Below are 17,576 nucleotides of genomic sequence, written 5' to 3' on the forward strand. Positions count from 1 at the left end.
TGTAGTTTTTAATTAATAATTTGTTAGAAATTTAAAATAATTTACAAGCTATTTTTTCTCGATTCCCAATCTTCAATTTTAATGTTATTTAAATTTGGTTAATTTTTAGAAATAAATACTTTATAAAAAAGGCGGGAGATTCGATATGGCTACGATTAAAATATTATCTGTGAAAAATGGAGAAGTTATTCAGAATATTGATAATAATATTGTAAAACTAACACAAAATTCAGTTATTCAGATTAGTGCAAATATTGATGAAGTAGCGACTATTACTCGTCAAGGAAATTCTGCAGTTATTCGCCTCAAAAATGGCGAAAGCATTATTATTGAAAACTATTTCGACTATCCGGTGAATGCTAATCGAATTGTTTTTGAGAACGAAGGAAAATTATATTGGGCAGAGTTTACTGATCAAAATGGCGAAATGCTGAATACTATCCTTTATCATCCACTCACAGAAGGTACTGTCGAAAGCGCAAATATGGCTGCCGGAATTCTACCATGGTTGGGTGGAGCTTTAGCGATTGGGGCTATAGCCGCTGCTGCAGGTTCAGGAGGTTCTTCTGGGGGTGATTCTGGTTCAGGAAGTCGAGACAATACCCCACCTAAATTAACCGACATAATTGTTAATGAAAATGGTCAGCTGGAATTAAGCTTTAATGAGAATATAAACAGTTCAAATCCACGTCCTGAGGATTTTAATGTAATCGTGGATGGAGAAGAAATTCCAGTCACTAACATTATCGTAGAGGGCGATAAGATTATCTTAGTTACTGAACCAGAAATTCGCGACGGTCAAGAAGTTATCGTTGATTATCAAGATAGTACGCCAAATAATGATCAAGGCATCAAAGATTCGGAAGGTAATGTACTGGAAGATTTCGATTCGGCTGAAGTAGGAGGTGTAAAAAATCCAGATACTACCGCTCCTTTACTGATCGATGCTGAAGTCAATGAAAATGGCAATATCGAACTGAGCTTTAATGAAGATGTTTCCGGTTCCAATCCCCTGGAAGCTGATTTCACCGTAACTGTAGATGGTACAGTCGTGCCGGTGACGGACATTCTGATCAATGGCAGCATCATCACCCTGATCACCGACCCTGAAATCTCCGCGAACCAGACCGTTGAAGTCACCTATAGCGACAGCACGCCGGGAGATGCTCAAGGGATCCAGGATTCGGACGGCAATGTGCTGCAAGAATTTGATGCAGTTGATGTCGGCGGAGTTGAAAACAACTCGGAGCAGCAGAATCCGGATGTCGATGCACCGGTACTGATCGATGCTGAAGTCAATGAAAATGGCAATATCGAACTGAGCTTTAATGAAGATGTTTCCGGTTCCAATCCCCTGGAAGCTGATTTCACCGTAACTGTAGATGGTACAGTCGTGCCGGTGACGGACATTCTGATCAATGGCAGCATCATCACCCTGATCACCGACCCTGAAATCTCCGCGAACCAGACCGTTGAAGTCACCTATAGCGACAGCACGCCGGGAGATGCTCAAGGGATCCAGGATTCGGACGGCAATGTGCTGCAAGAATTTGATGCGGCTGATTTGCCAAATGGTGTAGTGAATAATCCGGAACTATCACTGAGTTTAGCCAATGATGCGATTTCTGCCTTACTCGTTAATAAGTCTATTGATATAGCTACACCACTTGCGACAATAGATGAACAAGATTTGATTAGTGTTCTTCCTGGAGATTCAAGAATAGCAGTAATGAATTTCACTATTGATAGTGGTACAGAAGATGTTGTGATTGCTGTACAGCAAGATAATTTAGTGGACTTAGCTGGTGCTTTCACTTTTGTAGTGCGAAATACGACGACTGGTGAAGAATTTCAGGTGGCAGCAGCAGATACAAGTCAAGGAGGATTAGTTGCTGGTGCGCTAGAATTAGAATTATTAGGCGGAGTTGCAGATGCTCAAGGGCTGAGATTGAACATTAGTGACTTGCCTGCAGGCAATTATGAAGTTTCTATCTATGGTGACTCTTCACAACTGGCAGAAATTTTAACAAGTATAGATTTAGCAAACTTAGGTGATAATACAGTCAATGAGGTGATAGCGGATACTATATTAGGTTTACTAGAAACAGCTTTAACAAGCCCAGATGCTGATCCCCGTGGGCTATTAGAACAATTGACACTCAGCCAGTTATTAGAGGTAACTACTGACATACCAGCCCTAGGCACCTTGACCGGAGCTGTTAATACTATTCTCGCTCCTGTACTGAATAATCCATTACTGGGTGATTTAAATAATACATCTGTAGGCGACATAATTGCAGGTAATGCAGGAGGTGCATTAGGATTCCTATTAACTACGCTTGGACTAGGTACAGTCCTAAACAGTCTAGTAAATGGAATATTGAATGGTGTAGATGGTGCGGGCCAAGCATTATTTGATAATTTAGTAGAACCGTTAGTTAGAGATATCTTATTAGATACGGTACTCGAAGGTTCCGGCCTGGAAACTGGATTGAATAGCTTGTTAGGTTCAATAAATACATTACTCAATAATCTGGGATTAGGTAACGTTTTACCCACTGTCGATGGATTATTGGATATTGTGGCTCAAGAAATTTTGAGTAATCCATTAACTATATTAGGTGGAACGACCGCCGAAGTATATGTTGTGAATGGAGAAACGTACCGTGCAACAGGAAATATTCAGGAAACCTCAGAAGATGGTACTCAGGCTGATAACTGGGGGGATGGTGTATTAACTGCAGTAAATGGCTTGCCGATAACTTTTAATTCAACTGATGCAGATGGTAAGTTCACTCTTATTCAGGGAACCTATGGAGTCCTTAAACTCTATGATGATGGTAATTTTATTTATGATTCTAATAGTTTAAATGGACAAGGTACTCCGATCAGTGAGGTATTCAACTATACCGTAACGCGCAATGCTGGACAGACGAATGAGGAAACAGCTTCAGCAGACTTGACTATTAATATCGATACCGTAAATCAAATCATTAACTATGCTGATGACCCAACAGATAACCTGTTACAAGGCGGTGCAGGTAATGACACTCTGACCGGCGGTGCTGGAGCAGATACTGCAATCTATTATTTACTGAATAATACTGATGCGACTGGGGGTAATGGTACCGATATTTGGACTGACTTTAATGCTGCTGAAGGTGACATGATTGATGTTTCGGCTTTATTGAGTGATCAGGCTGTAAATGCATCGAATCTTGGAAACTATATAACACTCGAACAGCGTGGAGACGATACGGTAGTAAAAATCGATCGTGATGGTTTGGTAACAGACCCAAGCTATGCGCCAACAGAGCTGATTATTTTGCAAAATACAACCAGTACAAGTTTAGTTCTTGATGATTTAATTAAATATAATCAAATTTAATTAGCCAGATAAGAAAAGTTTTTTCGAAATCTTTTCTTAGAAAATCCAATACTAAAGATAAAAAATCCCGCTTCGGCGGGATTTTTTATCTTAGGCAAATATTTACAGCGTCAAAAACCAAGTCGATGCAATCACTACTATAATAATCATTATCAGTAAAACTTTGATGATCTTCGTTTGCTGTTCAAGTGGAAGTCAGCTTTGGCCAAGGGATTTGGAATGAAAAATACTATCCCAGTTCCGAGCTAAATAAATCACCAAAACACTTCATCCACTCATCCAAGCAATAAAAAACCTCCTGTAAAAAGAAGATTTTTAAACCAAGGTTCTTATTTTAATCAACGTTCACGTAATGCTTCTTGCGCTTTGTTAAACGGTTTAAGCAGATAATCCAGTACTGATTTCTGGCCGGTTTTAATGTCCACCGTAGCTACCATACCAGGCGTAATACTGAATTGCTTACCCGCTTTATTGATTAGTTTATCCGTATTGGTTCGAATATAGACCCGGTAATAGAACTGGTCTTGCTTCACTTCATCACGTATGGTATCTGGCGAAATAGTCGCGACCTTGCCTTTTAATCCTCCATAAATGGAATAGTCATAAGCCGTAACTTTAACCAAAGCTTCCTGACCAGGATGAATAAATGCAATATCTCGTGGTGAAATTCGCGCTTCAATCAATAACTGTTCATCTAAAGGAACAATGGTCATGAGCTTGCCATTTTGAGGAATAACTCCACCAATCGTCATAACATCAATTTCTTTGACTATCCCTCGCATCGGGGCTTTAAAAACCGTACGACTTAAAGTATCCGACTTTCCTCTCACCACTTGTTGCTGTGTTTCTACATCGGTATTGGCTTTGGATAATTCTTCACGCGCCTTCACATAATACTGGTTGCGAATATCATTCATCTGATTACGCAGATTATTGGCTTCACGTTTTAAACGTAAAACTTCCACTTCGCTTGCAGCACCTTTAGCCACAAGCGGTTCAGTCATGCTCAGCTCCTGTTCAATCAAACTTAACGCCTGACGTAGACCGGCTATGGACTCATCCAAATTGGCACGGCGTGAATTATAGAGTGCGGTTTCTTCCTTCACCAGTTTACTGTCTTTTAAAACTTCTTCAGGAAAAGAAAGCGGCGTTCCGTTCACTTCTGCTCTTAAACGTGCTGAAGTGGCGCGTGAGGACATCAGCAATGAAGCTGATTCACCAACATTAGATTCAAGTCGAGTCGGATCGAGCTGAGCCAGGATCTGCCCCTGCTTGACAATTTCACCTTCACGAACATTTAACTTGGTTAAAATACCACCTTCAAGGGACTGGATGGTCTGCTCTTTTGAAGAAGGCACAACTTTACCGCTTCCCGTAGACACTTCTTCAAGTTTAAAGAACCATGCCCATAGCAATAAGGTGACTAATCCTAAACAGATAATCCAGATAAACAAACTGGCTTTAGGTAAGGGCGGTTCAAGCTCAGTAACTTTAATAGTACTTTTTAGATGCTGTGATTTCGCGCTCATGAGTTAGCTCCTGAAACCTGACGTTGCTGTGACTGATTTTGATTGAGAATCTGATCACGAGGTCCATCCATTACAATCTTGCCATCATTCACCACAATAATTCTATCTACCAGTTCCAGTACTGCGCGGCGGTGTGTTGCAACAATCAGGGTGCGTTGACCGAGCCATAATTTCAAATGATCAATCAGTTGTTTTTCTGATACATCATCAATTGATGCTGTTGGTTCATCCAGCAGCAGAATATTTGGCTGGCGAATCAGTAAACGTGCCAGTAACAGTGCCTGTTTCTGACCACCAGAAAAACCAATACCGCCTTCAAGAATCATATGATCCAAGCCTTCTTTTTTCTCCTGCACAAAATGAATTGCACCAGTAATTTTCAAGGCATTCAGTATTTCTTCATCACTGGCTAAAGGCGCGCCAAGCGTCAGGTTCTCGCGTACCGAACCAAAGAATAAATGTGCATTCTGGTTCAGCAACCCCATATCACGGCGCACATCCGAAGGGTCGATTAAGCTCAGCTCAACACCGTCAAGTTTAATTTTGCCCTGAACGGGAGTTTGCATGCCTGACAACAATTGCAGCAGGGTCGATTTACCTGCACCATTACGCCCAAGAATCGCAATCTTTTCACCCGATCTGATTTCTAGATTTGGAATCATTAGGCTTGGTTTTGGATCATCTTCACCATATTTAAAAGTCATGCCCGTCAATTCATAATGACCATTTAGTGCCGGACGATGAATCAAGTGGGCATGGTCCGGCTGATCCACCGGTTTCTTCATTAACTCATCCAGTCCATTTTTAGCCACTTTGGCTTGCTGCCAGCGACCAAGTACACCGGTAATTTGTGCAATTGGCCCAAGCATGCGTGAAGACAACATCGAACAAGCCACTAAAGCACCCGTGGTCATATCCCCTTTCATCACCGCAAAACAGCCCACAAGCACTACAATGGCAAAGGTCAAACCCTGAATTTTCTGGGTCCAAGCGTTCATGACACCCACAATCTTGCGTTGACGCATTGAAATATCTGCCGATGATTCATTCATGTGATTCCACTGATTCTGGAATCTGGCTTCTGCACGCAACAGCTTGATATCTTCAATCCCTTGTACTGCTTCAACCAGCATGGCATTGCGGATTGCACCTTCACGCATTCCTTCACTGGCCAGTTTAGCCAAAGGTTTTTGTGCCAAAATTCCAGGCAGGATCATTAAAGGCACCACCAGAAGCATCACCCAAAACAGGTTGCCACCAATCAGCCAGAAAATCCCCAAAAACAGCAGAAAGAAAGGTAAATCGGCAATGGCTGATATTGTGGTTGATGTCACTAGTTCACGCACGCCCTCAAGCTCACGAATCTGTGAAATAAAGGTACCTGTGGATTTTGATCGCTCACTATTTTTTATTCTTAAAGCATGACCAAAAACTCGATCTGAAATTCTTAAATCTGCACGTTTACCAATAATATCAGACAGATAAATTCGTGCGACCCGCAAACTGAATTCGAAAATTGCAGCAATCAGTACACCACCGGCCAGTACCCATAAAGTGGGGATAGATTGGGCCGGAATCACCCGGTCATAGACATTCATGGAAAAAACAACAGTCGCCAAGGCTAAAATGTTGGCAATCATGGAGCCAAACATCACATCGATATAACGTTTCCAGTCACGTAATACAATTGACCAGAACCAGCTGCTTTCATAAGGTTTGATATATTCATCCACCCGCGCATCTGGTACGGATTTTTCAGGTCGAAGAATATAGACCTGACGAATATTGGATTGCAGCACATCTAGGGTTAAAGTCTGGGCAAGCCCCTGATCACCACTCAACTGGACATTGGCATTACCTTCAGCATCAACTTTTTCAACAACACCGACCTGACCATCATTAAATTCCACCACAACAGGGAGGCGCCACGGATTGATTAAATCTTTACTGAATGTAGACTTACGCAAACTCATGCCGACCTGGCGCGTAATTAATGTCATGATGTCATCTACATTCTGGTTGGAATTCCAGTCAAGCTGTAAACGGATACGTTCTTCAGATGGTTCTATACGGTAATGTTTGGCAATCGTAAGTACCGCTTGAAGCCACGGCTGATAATTGTTTTTATTATTCATGGCTGAATCTCAAACCCTTGGATTGGAATATTATTAAGCTCATAGAGATCACGAGAACGTCCTGTGACATTAATGAATCTTACAATTGCGTCATAAATGTCATAACGTGCATTTTCGATTTCCTGAGCTGCACTGTGAATGGACTGTTCTGCATTGAGCAAATCAACCGCTGAGCGTGTCCCGAGTTTATATTGCTCCTGATACAGCTCTCGGGTACGAATAGTGGTTTCCTTACGCGCAATCAAAATACCCATTAAACCTTGCTTATTTTCGATTTCTTCACGTAATAGCCGGATTTCATCTAGCACATCCAAATAAACTGAATTGACCTTTGCTTTTGCCGCTTCTTCGGCATAACTGGCAGCGCGAGTCTGGGATGCTTTTGCTCCTCCCTGATACAGATTACTGCTCGCTTCCAGCATGATGGAATTATACATCCCATCATCTTCATTATTATTGGGATTACGGCCATTCAAGGCCTGACTAAGTGAACCTTTAACACTCAGCGTTGGATAGTTACTTAATTTTGATTGTTGCTTTTGAAATTTAGCAACTTGGACCTCGGCCTGTGCCGCAATCATACTCGGAATCTTGTTAAATTCTGGATCACGGTATAAATTGGAATCCCTCACCACACGCTCTGGAATAGACCAATCCTGGCCTGTCACATCTGCACCCAATAATGTGCGCAATTTCTGTTGAAATTTTTTCAGCTGGGTTTGCTGTACCACTAAATTGGCCTGTGCGGCTTCTAAATTTGCACGTGCCTGAACGGGATCTGCCTGGGTACTGATCCCGGCCTTTGCCCTTAAATTGGCAATTTCAGCAATGCGTGAAATGCCATTAATCTGCTGCTGTGCGATTTGGGTGATTTCCTGATAACGCTTAATATTCACAATCGCATTGACAGTTTCATAAGCTACATTATCTATGCTCACTAAAACATTGGCCTGTTCAGCGCTAAGTTTTGCCTGTTGAATATCAACTCCACTTTTCACTTTGCCAAAATCGTAGAGCATCTGGGTGGCATTCAGACTGATGAGCTGATGGCCACGTTCACCCGAACTTAAGTCTCCGGTGGATAGTCCACCTGAAAGCTGGGGATAATACCCGGCTTTGGCAACATCAATATAAGCCCCCTGTCCAGCTAAAACCGAGACACTCTGTGAAACATCTGGACTGCGCTGTAATGCCCGAAGAATGGTTTCATTGAAACCTAATTGGCTAACAGGCAGATATACGGGCTGATTTTTAGAAAAAGTATGTGTCTGATCAGAACGCTGTATTACAGGTAATTCCTGAACTTTTGAGGTATCTAATTGAAAGTTACTAAGGGTTTGAATATCAGCTTTATTATAGTTTTCATCGGGCTTAGGAACAAAAATTTGGCTGATCCCGGACTTGACCGATTGCATAAACTCTTTTGAACCGTCTGCATATGCATAACCTATATGTAGAGGTACAATACATATCAGGCATTGTATTCTCCTCTTACATAAGTTTTGCCGCAAAACTACTTTAGATTGATTTTTTAACATTATTTAAGTGACAATTACATTTAAAAATATCTTAACTTATTTAGTAAAAAATACGTCTTTTTTTATAAATTAATTGTTATTTTTTATAATGATAAGGTATAGATGATCCTGTTATTTATTGTTAACAAAATCATCTTTTATTTTGATTATTTTTTAGACTTTTAAACCGTAAAATCGTCACCTAAATACACTTGGCGCACCGTTTCATTTTCCAGCACTTCTTGTGGCGTTCCTTCTGCAATTACTGCACCTTCACTGACAATATAAGCGCGCTCACAAATTGCTAAAGTCTCTCGTACATTGTGGTCAGTAATCAGCACACCAATTCCACGATCTTTTAAATTCCGAATAATGTCTTTGATATCTCCTACAGAAATAGGATCGACCCCAGCAAAAGGTTCATCGAGTAACATAAACTTAGGATCAGCAGCTAAAGCACGAGCAATTTCGGCACGACGGCGTTCACCACCCGAAACACTCATCCCTAAAGAATCTTTAATATGGGTGATTTTAAAATCGGCCAGCAATTCCCTTAAACGCTGTTGGCGTTGCTGTTTGTTCAAATCCTTACGGGTTTCAAGAATCGCCATAATATTCTCAGAAATGGTCAGTTTTCTAAAAATAGAAGCTTCTTGAGGTAAATAACCAATCCCTTTACGGGCACGTTCATGCATGGCCAAATCGGATAAATCAAGATCATCCAAATGAATCTCGCCTTTATCCATTCGGACTAAACCAACCACCATGTAGAAACTCGTAGTTTTACCTGCACCATTTGGTCCAAGTAATCCGACAATCTCCCCACTTTGCATCTGGAAAGAAACGTCCTTAACCACCCATCTTTTACTATAGTTTTTTGCAAGATGTTTAATACAAAGCGTTTGTGGTTGGTTTAACGATTGTTCCATTAATCACGTGCTCCCGGAAATGATTTTGAACTAGAAGGTGGAATGACAATTTGAACACGACCTGAAGATGAACCCGTGTTATTTGGCGTACCAGTAGCTTCAATATCACCCTTGTTCATACTATATTTCAAAGTATTACCACGAATACTTGCGCCACCTTGCTCTAATAATGCATTGCCCGACAGGGTGATTATTCCAGTTTGGGCATTATAGAGAATTTTTTGTGCCTGCCCTTTAGCTAAACCTTTATTGACATCTACTTTTTGCTGAAAACGCGCAGGACCACCTGTTGCCGTAATCGTGCTGATTTCTTTTTGACTGTTCAGATTGGCAATAATTGAATTGGCCTGCAATTTCATTGTGCCTTGCTCGATGATGACATTACCGCTATAAGTTGTCACACCCGTCTTTTCATTATAGGTTGCCCGATCAGCCACTAGGGAGATAGGCTGAGTTCTGTCAGAAGGAATTGCAAATGCCGTTGCCGATGAGAATACAACCAAACCGACTAAAGCTGCTTGCTGAAGCAAGGTTTTAGAAAATGTAAGCTTAAGATTCTGGTTCATATTTTCCTCGAATATTAAAAAATTCGTATTGACCGTTATTAAAATTGGCTTTCAGACCTTGGCTTACAAATTCAGCTTGCGGAGATTGCACAATTACTTGTTTATTGGTTTCGATTTCACGAGTTTTAGGGTATCCAGTCAACTCTGTGGTTCGAAACTGCATTTTGCCCTGTTGCATCAACTTAACCGCCAACACATCTCCAGACAAAACCACGCGTTCATTATCATCATAACCATTTGCGACTTTGGCATAAAAAGTGGCATCTACAGCACCATTTTTATACATAGACGCATTTAGATTGGTGAGTTTTGAGGTTTGTTTTTGCATGTCCTGTTCAAGACGATCGACCTGAGCACGAACATGCAAATTACCATTATCATCAGTTTGGGTAAGATTAATTTTTTCAGCGGAATAGGTCATACTCCTTGCTGAATCAACCTCAAGTTTATTGCCCTTACCGCTGTAATAGTAGTAACCACCACTTATAGCTGCAATGGCTATAGCAGTTACGTATAAAACTTTTGTATCCATAAGTGTGGTACTTAACTCAAATGAAATGAATTATTTAACTATTAATGTGGGATAGATGTATATTTTTCAAGAAGCGTTTCGTAAGCCCCTTTGGCCATCAAAATCATATCGCAGATTTCACGTACCGCACCACGGCCACCCATTGCCTGAGTCACCAGGTCTGCACGACGACGGACTTCGACATGACCATTCGGCACAGTGACTTTCATACCTGCAATGGCAAATGCAGAAAGATCAGGCCAATCATCACCCATATATAAACAGTCTTCTGGAGCAACATTCAATTGTGCACATGCTTCACGCAATGCAGTACCTTTATCTTCACGGCCTTGAAAAACCAGGTCTACACCTAAATCAGACATGCGCTTTTCAACAATATTGCTTTTACGTCCAGTAATAATAATGACTTTGACACCTGCTTGCTGTACAAGTTTCATACCCAAGCCATCACGAATATCGAAAGATTTAATTTCATCCCCAGTATTGGTGAGTGTCACAAAGCCATCACTTAAAATACCATCGACATCAAGAACTAAAGCTTCAATATGACGCGCCTGTTCCAATAAAATATAAGATGCCATTTGTTAATTTACCCCAGCTTGAATCAAGTCATGCATGCTAATGACACCAATGACTTTATTTACATCATTTACAACAACAAATTGATTGATTTTCTTTTCGTTCATTCGCTCTAAAGCTTCAACAGCGCGAGCGTCTTGCGAAATGGTTAAAGGATTTTTAATCATCACTTCCGACGCCGCCAAATTCACATCAAAACCTTGCTGCTTGTCAATTAGGCGACGTAAATCACCATCGGTAAAAATACCCAGTAGAACATCATTTTGATCTACAATTGTGGTTAAACCTAGGCGTTTGTTTGAAATTTCGTATAAAACCTGATTCATTGGTGTATCTGGAGATACTTTCGGTAATTCTGCACCGGTATGCATCAAGTGTTTGACATGCAGCAACAGACGTTTACCCAATGCACCCGCCGGATGTGACATCGCAAAATCATCTGCAGTAAAACCACGTGCATCAAGCAAAGCGACAGCCAGTGCATCACCCAAGGCTAGAGTGGCAGTAGTACTTGAAGTAGGTGCCAAACCCAGCGGACAAGCTTCCTGAATATTACCCAAGGTTAAAGCCACGTCTGCATTTTGCGGCATCGGTCCTTTGTCATCACCACTAATGGTAATTAACGGAATTTCCAAACGCTTAATTAATGGCATTAGCATCATAATTTCATCACTCTTGCCCGAGTTTGAAATTGCAATTAAAACATCACCCGGTACCAGCATACCTAAATCGCCATGCCCTGCTTCACCTGGATGCATAAAAAATGAGGGTGTACCGGTAGATGCAAAGGTGGCCGCCATTTTACGGCCAATATGACCAGATTTTCCCATACCGGTAATGACTAATCGCCCTCGACAATGCAAAATAATTTCGCATGCATGACTAAAACGGTCATCAATTTGCGTCGCCAATATTTCTAGCGCTTGTTCTTCTATACGCAAAGTTTCTAAGGCGACTTTTTGGAAATCTATTTGATTTGGCATATTTGGTGGGTTCAAAGTAGGTTTACCTTAACGCTGTAAAGCGTTGACTCTATTCAAGCAAAAATAATTTTCGCAATTTTATCATATCTATGCAAATCTCACGTTTCTAAATGTATAACTTTTCACACGTATATAAAAAAAGCGTATAAAACTTTATGAAAAAAAATGCTTAGGTTAAGATGAGCCATCTTATATTTAGCCTTTTGAAGACCTATGCAACCTTTTGTTCTATATAACTCAGAGCAACGTAAAAAAGTAGAATTTGTTCCGCGTGTGGAGGGACATATCGATATGTATGTTTGCGGTATGACCGTATATGACTATTGTCATATTGGACATGCTCGAGTCATGGTTGCATTTGACTACATTATTCGCTTCTTGCGCAGTCAAGGCTGGAAGGTAAAATATGTTCGTAATATTACTGACATTGACGACAAAATTATTAAACGTGCCAATGAAAATGGCGAAAGCATTACTGCATTAACAGATCGTTTTATTCAAGCGATGAATGAAGATGCTAAAAATTTGGGTTGCTTAGCCCCAGATGAAGCACCACGTGCGACTGACTATATTGATCAAATGCAAAACATGATTGGTAATTTAGTCAATAAAGGTACGGCTTATCCATCGAGTAATGGTGATGTGTATTTCCAGGTTGAAAAATTTGCCAAATACGGTCGTCTTTCTGGTCGCAAACTCGAAGATATGCAAGCCGGAGCCTCTGAGCGGGTCGATGTCGAAGTTGAAAAGAAACATCCGTTTGACTTCGTGCTGTGGAAACATGCCAAAGAAAATGAACCATCTTGGGCTTCACCTTGGGGCAATGGTCGCCCAGGCTGGCATATTGAATGTTCAGCCATGTCGACTTGCTGCCTAGGCAATCATTTTGATATTCATGGTGGCGGTTCGGATTTGACCTTCCCGCATCATGAAAATGAAATTGCACAAAGTGAAGCATCAACGGGTGAGCAGTATGTAAACTACTGGATGCACGTCGGTTTCATTAATGTTGATGGCGAAAAAATGTCTAAATCTTTAGGCAACTTCTTCACTATCCGTGATGTGATGGATAAATTTCATCCTGAAGTGATCCGTTACTTTATTGTGTCTTCACACTACCGTAGTCCAGTGAATTTCTCGGATACTGCCCTGAAAGAAGCAAAAAATACCCTTTCTCGTTTCTACCATTCATTCAAAGCTTATCAAGCAGTGTATGGTGACAAACAGGTGGAAAATTTAGATGAAACTTTAGTTGAACGTTTTAATACAGCAATGCGTGATGACTTCAATACCTCTGAAGCGATTGCAGTACTCTTTGAGATCAACAAAGAATTAAATCGTGCGGTAAAAGATGAAAACCAAGAACAGGCAACGCTTTACTATTCAACTTTACGCCACCTCACCAATATTCTTGGATTAGTTCAACATAATGTGAATGATTTCTTAAAGTCCGATATTGGTCAGGAAACTTTAGATTTAACTGCAGAACAAATTGAAGATTTAATTAAACAACGTGTTGAGGCCAAAAAAGCCAAAGAATTTGCCAAAGCCGATGAAATTCGCCAGTCTTTACTCGATCAAGGTGTAGTTTTGGAAGATACACGTCAAGGTACAATCTGGCGTCGTGCTGATTAATTAAACATTTGGAAGCATAAAGAGTTGACAGTTTCGTTAAATTCTCTATAATTCACAACCATTGCGGGAATAGCTCAGTTGGTAGAGCATAACCTTGCCAAGGTTGGGGTCGGGAGTTCGAGTCTCCTTTCCCGCTCCAGAATACGAAAAAGCCCTGATCATTGATCAGGGCTTTTTTTTTATATCGTTATTTTTATAGTTTTAATCTCAATCCTTTATCCCTGCTTTAACTCAAGGCACGCATACGACCAAAACAGGCATTCTATTTTTGCACTCCCCTTCACCAGAATGCATTTACATTCAATAAAATATTAATGATCTTAAGTTAATGGCATCCCAGCCGAAACACCACAAATACTGCAAAATAAGCTGAACATAAATTTAGATCATTACTCATGACGGTCTTAAAATTGAATACAAAGCAAATTGCGTCGGTGAAATTCCAATAAACTGCGTCAACTGATTTAAATAAATATTAAATGGGGTAATGGTCAGTGTAATGGTTGTACCAGATACCGCCATTCACACCAAAAAAATCTACCAAGCATAGAAAAACTTGTTCAAGTCCTTCAGTACTCCCCCCTGTTTCCTTACAGTCAATTACCTGAACAGTCAATCACCTGACCCAAGGAAAAAGTACAGATCACCTAGCTTTAGTCTTGAGTAATGTAACGAGTTAAAGCTGCTGCTGTTTCCTTCAATGCTTTAACTCTTTCGTGCTCAAAATCAATAGGAAGATGTAAGTCGCTTGCTAACGCTGCAATACAAAACTCAATCTCGCCATGGCTATTAAAAATTGGTACGCAGATCGCATTTACACCCACTAGCATATCACCTGAAACTGTCGCAGCACCTTGCTCGATGATGCTTCGTTTCAATTCCAGAAACTCTTCCCAATTGGCAGGATAAACCTGTTGACTGAGTGCCTGTTTCTGTTGCCATTCATTTTCCATCAATGGTCGAACAATATCTTCCGCCATGAATGCAGCATAGGTACGACCGGTTGCTGAGTTCAGTAACGGCATAATTGAACCAACTCGGGTAATGACCGAAACCTGTTGATTCGGTTCAATCCATTGCACGATCAATGGTCCCTGAGAGGTCCATTTACTGATCTGTAAACCGCAATCAATCTTGCGGTGCAAATCGTAAATCATCGGTTGAGCCGCCTGAATCGTATCGGTCCTTTGAATACAACTTAAACCTAAACGCCACGCCTGTTCCCCGAGTGCATATCTTCCATCACCCAGTTGTCTGGCGTAATTCATTCGAACTAGACTCACGACATAACGATGAACTTTCGCAGGATGCATCGACAAATTTTCAGCAAGTTCTTTCAGCATCATGGGGGTTCGATGGGCAATCAGCGCATCAAGTACCGTCAACCCTACTTCTAAAGATTGAACCCCAGCTTGTGTTTTTTCTTCTGACATTGGTTTTCAAACTCTTAACTGCAATGACCAGCATTCTACTCGAAGCTAGTCAATTTCAAAGCATTACACAAGAAAAAATGGCTTTTCGACTGAGGCTACCCTTTTCCCCTGATGATCTAAAACTTAATCTAAGTTACGTTATTCATAATTAAATTATATATTGCGTAATTTTATAAAATAAGTATTATAAAAGGAATAGCAAAAATCAAGACAGCTTAGCAATACGTTATATAAGTTTTTTAATTTCATTAATCATTTGTTTTTTAAATGAAAAATAAAATTAAAACATTTAAAACCCAAGTCTGGGTTAGGTAGATAATTTTTAAAACTCGATGAGTAAAGCAATATCCGGACATTACTCCCTTTCAATACAAGGAACGTTTACATGACAGGTCAATTAAAATCATTTATTGAGGTCGCACAGGATTCGGATTTCCCCATCCAGAACTTACCTTTTGGTGTATTTAGTGAATCAGCTGAAGGCGAACGTCGTGTGGGTGTCGCATTAGGCGAGTGGGTGGTCGATCTTGCTGCGCTTGAGGCGAATGGCTTCTTGAAAATCAATCCAGGCGAAACTTATTTCAATCAATCGACATTGAACAAGTTCATTGAATCTGGCAAAGAAAATTGGTCTAAGGTTCGTGCAGAACTTCAAGATATTTTATCTGCAGACAATGCCGCCCTTCGTGATAATCAAGCATTACGTAAGCAAGCTTTCTTTAAACAAACTGATGTAACGCTGCATTTACCAGTCCATGTTCCAGGCTATACCGATTTCTATTCATCGAAAGAACACGCCACCAACGTCGGTTGCATGTTCCGTGATCCTAAAAATGCACTTTTACCCAACTGGTCAGAACTTCCGGTCGGTTATAACGGTCGTGCCAGCTCTGTGATCGTGAGTGGTACAAATGTAGTGCGTCCATCCGGTCAGATCAAACTTCTCAATAGTGATCGCCCAGTATTCTCGGCTTGTCGCAAACTCGATTTCGAACTTGAAACCGGTTTCATTGTGGGTAAGCCCAATAAACTCGGTGAACCCATCTCCATTGAAAATGCCTGGGATCATATTTTTGGCATGGTGTTATTTAATGACTGGTCGGCACGCGATTTACAACAATGGGAATACGTACCTTTAGGCCCATTCAATGCAAAAACTTTTGCATCTTCAATTTCGCCATGGATTGTGACCATGGAAGCACTTGAGCCATTTAAAACCAGCTCACCTGTCCAGGAACCAAAGCCTCTCGCCTACTTGTGTGAAGATCATTTAAACAACAGTTATGACATTAACCTATCTGTAGAAATTCAGGCTGAAGGTAGCGAAAAAGCTGACGTGATCAGCCAAACCAATTTCAAATATATGTACTGGTCGATGTCTCAACAGTTAACCCATCACACCATTGCTGGCTGTAATGTCCAAGTCGGTGACTTGATGGGTTCAGGTACGATTTCTGGTCCTACACCTGACTCTTATGGCTCTTTACTGGAAATTACCTGGAATGCGACTAAGCCACTGACCCTTTCCAATGGCGAACAGCGCAGTTTTATACAAGATGGCGACACACTGACCATGAAAGGCTACTGTAAAAAAGATGGCTTACGCATCGGTTTCGGTGAAGTGTCTGGCACCGTGCTGCCTGCGGTTGAATTTGACTTCGCTGCCGATACTGCCGAGGAGCAACTCAGTGAAACTGTATAGCTACTTTCGAAGTTCTGCGGCATACCGTGTACGGATTGCCTTGAACTTAAAAAGTCTGGAAGCTGAAGTTTTCCCTGTGCATTTGCTTAAAAATGGCGGTGAGCAGCACAGCGCTGAATACCGTCAGATTAATCCGAGTGAACTTGTACCTGCTTGGGTTGAGGATGCACATGAAGGTGGCTTCATCCTGACCCAATCTTTAAGCATTTTGGAATATCTAGAAGAACAGCATCCAGAAACAGCCTTATTGCCGCAGGACATTGAACAACGTGCCTTGATCCGCGCCTTTAGCCAAAGCATTGCCTGTGATATTCATCCACTCAACAACTTACGGGTTTTGCAATATTTATCTCACATTTTAACAGTGTCGGATGAACAGAAATCTGCTTGGTACAAGCATTGGGTTGAAACCGGTTTTGCCGGATTAGAAACCCAGCTTAAAAATTCAAATGGCAAATTCTGCTTTGGCGAAACAGTCACCTTCGCAGATTGCTGCTTGGTACCACAAGTGTATAACGCATTACGTTTCAATATTGATTTAGCAGCCTACCCTAAAATTGCTGCGATTTACCAGCACTGTAATACGCTCTCTGCATTCCAGAACGCTGCGCCTGAAGCGCAAGTTGATGCAGCTTAAATTTTAAATAA

Annotated in this window: 13 protein-coding genes and 1 tRNA gene; 5 read left to right on the top strand and 9 right to left on the bottom strand. The window is 41.0% G+C overall.

Annotation, left to right across the window (positions count from 1 at the left end):
• The first annotated feature begins 145 nt into the window (after nucleotides 1–145).
• A complete protein-coding gene (locus E0H89_RS10935; RefSeq protein ID WP_131216992.1) occupies nucleotides 146–3,388 on the top strand; it encodes a SwmB domain-containing protein in 3,243 nt (1,080 codons plus the stop codon).
• Nucleotides 3,389–3,726: 338 nt separating this feature from the next.
• Here the strand turns inward: E0H89_RS10935 and E0H89_RS10940 are convergent, their stop codons facing one another.
• From E0H89_RS10940 to E0H89_RS10975, 8 genes are all read right to left on the bottom strand, one after another.
• Nucleotides 3,727–4,917, bottom strand: a complete 1,191-nt coding sequence (locus tag E0H89_RS10940) for an HlyD family type I secretion periplasmic adaptor subunit (RefSeq protein ID WP_131216995.1) — start codon at nucleotides 4,915–4,917, stop codon at nucleotides 3,727–3,729.
• A complete protein-coding gene (locus E0H89_RS10945) occupies nucleotides 4,914–7,052 on the bottom strand; it encodes a type I secretion system permease/ATPase (RefSeq protein WP_131216997.1) in 2,139 nt (712 codons plus the stop codon). The genes E0H89_RS10940 and E0H89_RS10945 overlap by 4 nt, the downstream gene beginning before the upstream one ends.
• A complete protein-coding gene (locus E0H89_RS10950; RefSeq protein WP_131216999.1) occupies nucleotides 7,049–8,590 on the bottom strand; it encodes a TolC family outer membrane protein in 1,542 nt (513 codons plus the stop codon). Before E0H89_RS10950 ends, E0H89_RS10945 begins: the two co-directional genes overlap by 4 nt.
• A gap of 161 nt (nucleotides 8,591–8,751) precedes the next feature.
• Nucleotides 8,752–9,498, bottom strand: a complete 747-nt coding sequence (gene lptB, locus E0H89_RS10955) for an LPS export ABC transporter ATP-binding protein (protein ID WP_131217001.1) — start codon at nucleotides 9,496–9,498, stop codon at nucleotides 8,752–8,754.
• Nucleotides 9,498–10,064: a lipopolysaccharide transport periplasmic protein LptA gene (gene lptA / locus E0H89_RS10960; RefSeq protein ID WP_131217003.1), complete on the bottom strand. Its 567-nt coding sequence runs from the start codon at nucleotides 10,062–10,064 to the stop codon at nucleotides 9,498–9,500. The genes lptB and lptA overlap by 1 nt, the downstream gene beginning before the upstream one ends.
• Nucleotides 10,048–10,596, bottom strand: a complete 549-nt coding sequence (gene lptC / locus E0H89_RS10965; protein ID WP_131217005.1) for an LPS export ABC transporter periplasmic protein LptC — start codon at nucleotides 10,594–10,596, stop codon at nucleotides 10,048–10,050. The genes lptA and lptC overlap by 17 nt, the downstream gene beginning before the upstream one ends.
• 41 nt (nucleotides 10,597–10,637) lie before the next feature.
• Entirely contained in the window at nucleotides 10,638–11,177 is a 540-nt protein-coding gene (locus E0H89_RS10970) for a KdsC family phosphatase (protein WP_131217007.1), read from the bottom strand.
• Nucleotides 11,178–11,180: 3 nt separating this feature from the next.
• The gene (locus E0H89_RS10975) at nucleotides 11,181–12,158 is read right to left on the bottom strand and encodes a KpsF/GutQ family sugar-phosphate isomerase (protein WP_131217009.1); all 978 of its coding nucleotides are present in this window, start codon (nucleotides 12,156–12,158) and stop codon (nucleotides 11,181–11,183) included.
• Nucleotides 12,159–12,371: 213 nt separating this feature from the next.
• Here E0H89_RS10975 and cysS point away from each other — a divergent pair, with 213 nt between their 5' ends.
• A complete protein-coding gene (cysS, locus tag E0H89_RS10980; RefSeq protein ID WP_131217011.1) occupies nucleotides 12,372–13,793 on the top strand; it encodes a cysteine--tRNA ligase in 1,422 nt (473 codons plus the stop codon).
• Nucleotides 13,794–13,856: 63 nt separating this feature from the next.
• A tRNA-Gly gene (locus E0H89_RS10985) sits at nucleotides 13,857–13,932 on the top strand.
• A gap of 514 nt (nucleotides 13,933–14,446) precedes the next feature.
• Here E0H89_RS10985 and E0H89_RS10990 read toward each other — a convergent pair.
• Nucleotides 14,447–15,226, bottom strand: a complete 780-nt coding sequence (locus E0H89_RS10990; RefSeq protein WP_131217013.1) for an IclR family transcriptional regulator — start codon at nucleotides 15,224–15,226, stop codon at nucleotides 14,447–14,449.
• 385 nt (nucleotides 15,227–15,611) lie between these two features.
• Here E0H89_RS10990 and fahA point away from each other — a divergent pair, with 385 nt between their 5' ends.
• Nucleotides 15,612–16,928, top strand: coding sequence for a fumarylacetoacetase (fahA, locus tag E0H89_RS10995; RefSeq protein ID WP_131217015.1), 1,317 nt, complete (start codon nucleotides 15,612–15,614; stop codon nucleotides 16,926–16,928).
• Nucleotides 16,915–17,565 (top strand): maleylacetoacetate isomerase, encoded by a 651-nt coding sequence (gene maiA, locus E0H89_RS11000; RefSeq protein WP_131217017.1) that lies wholly within the window; start codon nucleotides 16,915–16,917, stop codon nucleotides 17,563–17,565. Before fahA ends, maiA begins: the two co-directional genes overlap by 14 nt.
• The last annotated feature ends 11 nt before the right edge of the window (nucleotides 17,566–17,576 follow it).

It is taken from the genome of Acinetobacter sp. ANC 3781, assembly GCF_004331285.1.
Lineage (GTDB): Bacteria > Pseudomonadota > Gammaproteobacteria > Pseudomonadales > Moraxellaceae > Acinetobacter.

Coding starts and splice junctions, on each gene's coding strand:
- E0H89_RS10935 (WP_131216992.1), top strand. CDS start 146: ATGGCTACGATTAAAATATTATCTGTGAAAAATGGAGAAGTTATTCAG.
- E0H89_RS10940 (WP_131216995.1), bottom strand. CDS start 4,917: ATGAGCGCGAAATCACAGCATCTAAAAAGTACTATTAAAGTTACTGAG.
- E0H89_RS10945 (WP_131216997.1), bottom strand. CDS start 7,052: ATGAATAATAAAAACAATTATCAGCCGTGGCTTCAAGCGGTACTTACG.
- E0H89_RS10950 (WP_131216999.1), bottom strand. CDS start 8,590: ATGTTAAAAAATCAATCTAAAGTAGTTTTGCGGCAAAACTTATGTAAG.
- lptB (WP_131217001.1), bottom strand. CDS start 9,498: ATGGAACAATCGTTAAACCAACCACAAACGCTTTGTATTAAACATCTT.
- lptA (WP_131217003.1), bottom strand. CDS start 10,064: ATGAACCAGAATCTTAAGCTTACATTTTCTAAAACCTTGCTTCAGCAA.
- lptC (WP_131217005.1), bottom strand. CDS start 10,596: ATGGATACAAAAGTTTTATACGTAACTGCTATAGCCATTGCAGCTATA.
- E0H89_RS10970 (WP_131217007.1), bottom strand. CDS start 11,177: ATGGCATCTTATATTTTATTGGAACAGGCGCGTCATATTGAAGCTTTA.
- E0H89_RS10975 (WP_131217009.1), bottom strand. CDS start 12,158: ATGCCAAATCAAATAGATTTCCAAAAAGTCGCCTTAGAAACTTTGCGT.
- cysS (WP_131217011.1), top strand. CDS start 12,372: ATGCAACCTTTTGTTCTATATAACTCAGAGCAACGTAAAAAAGTAGAA.
- E0H89_RS10990 (WP_131217013.1), bottom strand. CDS start 15,226: ATGTCAGAAGAAAAAACACAAGCTGGGGTTCAATCTTTAGAAGTAGGG.
- fahA (WP_131217015.1), top strand. CDS start 15,612: ATGACAGGTCAATTAAAATCATTTATTGAGGTCGCACAGGATTCGGAT.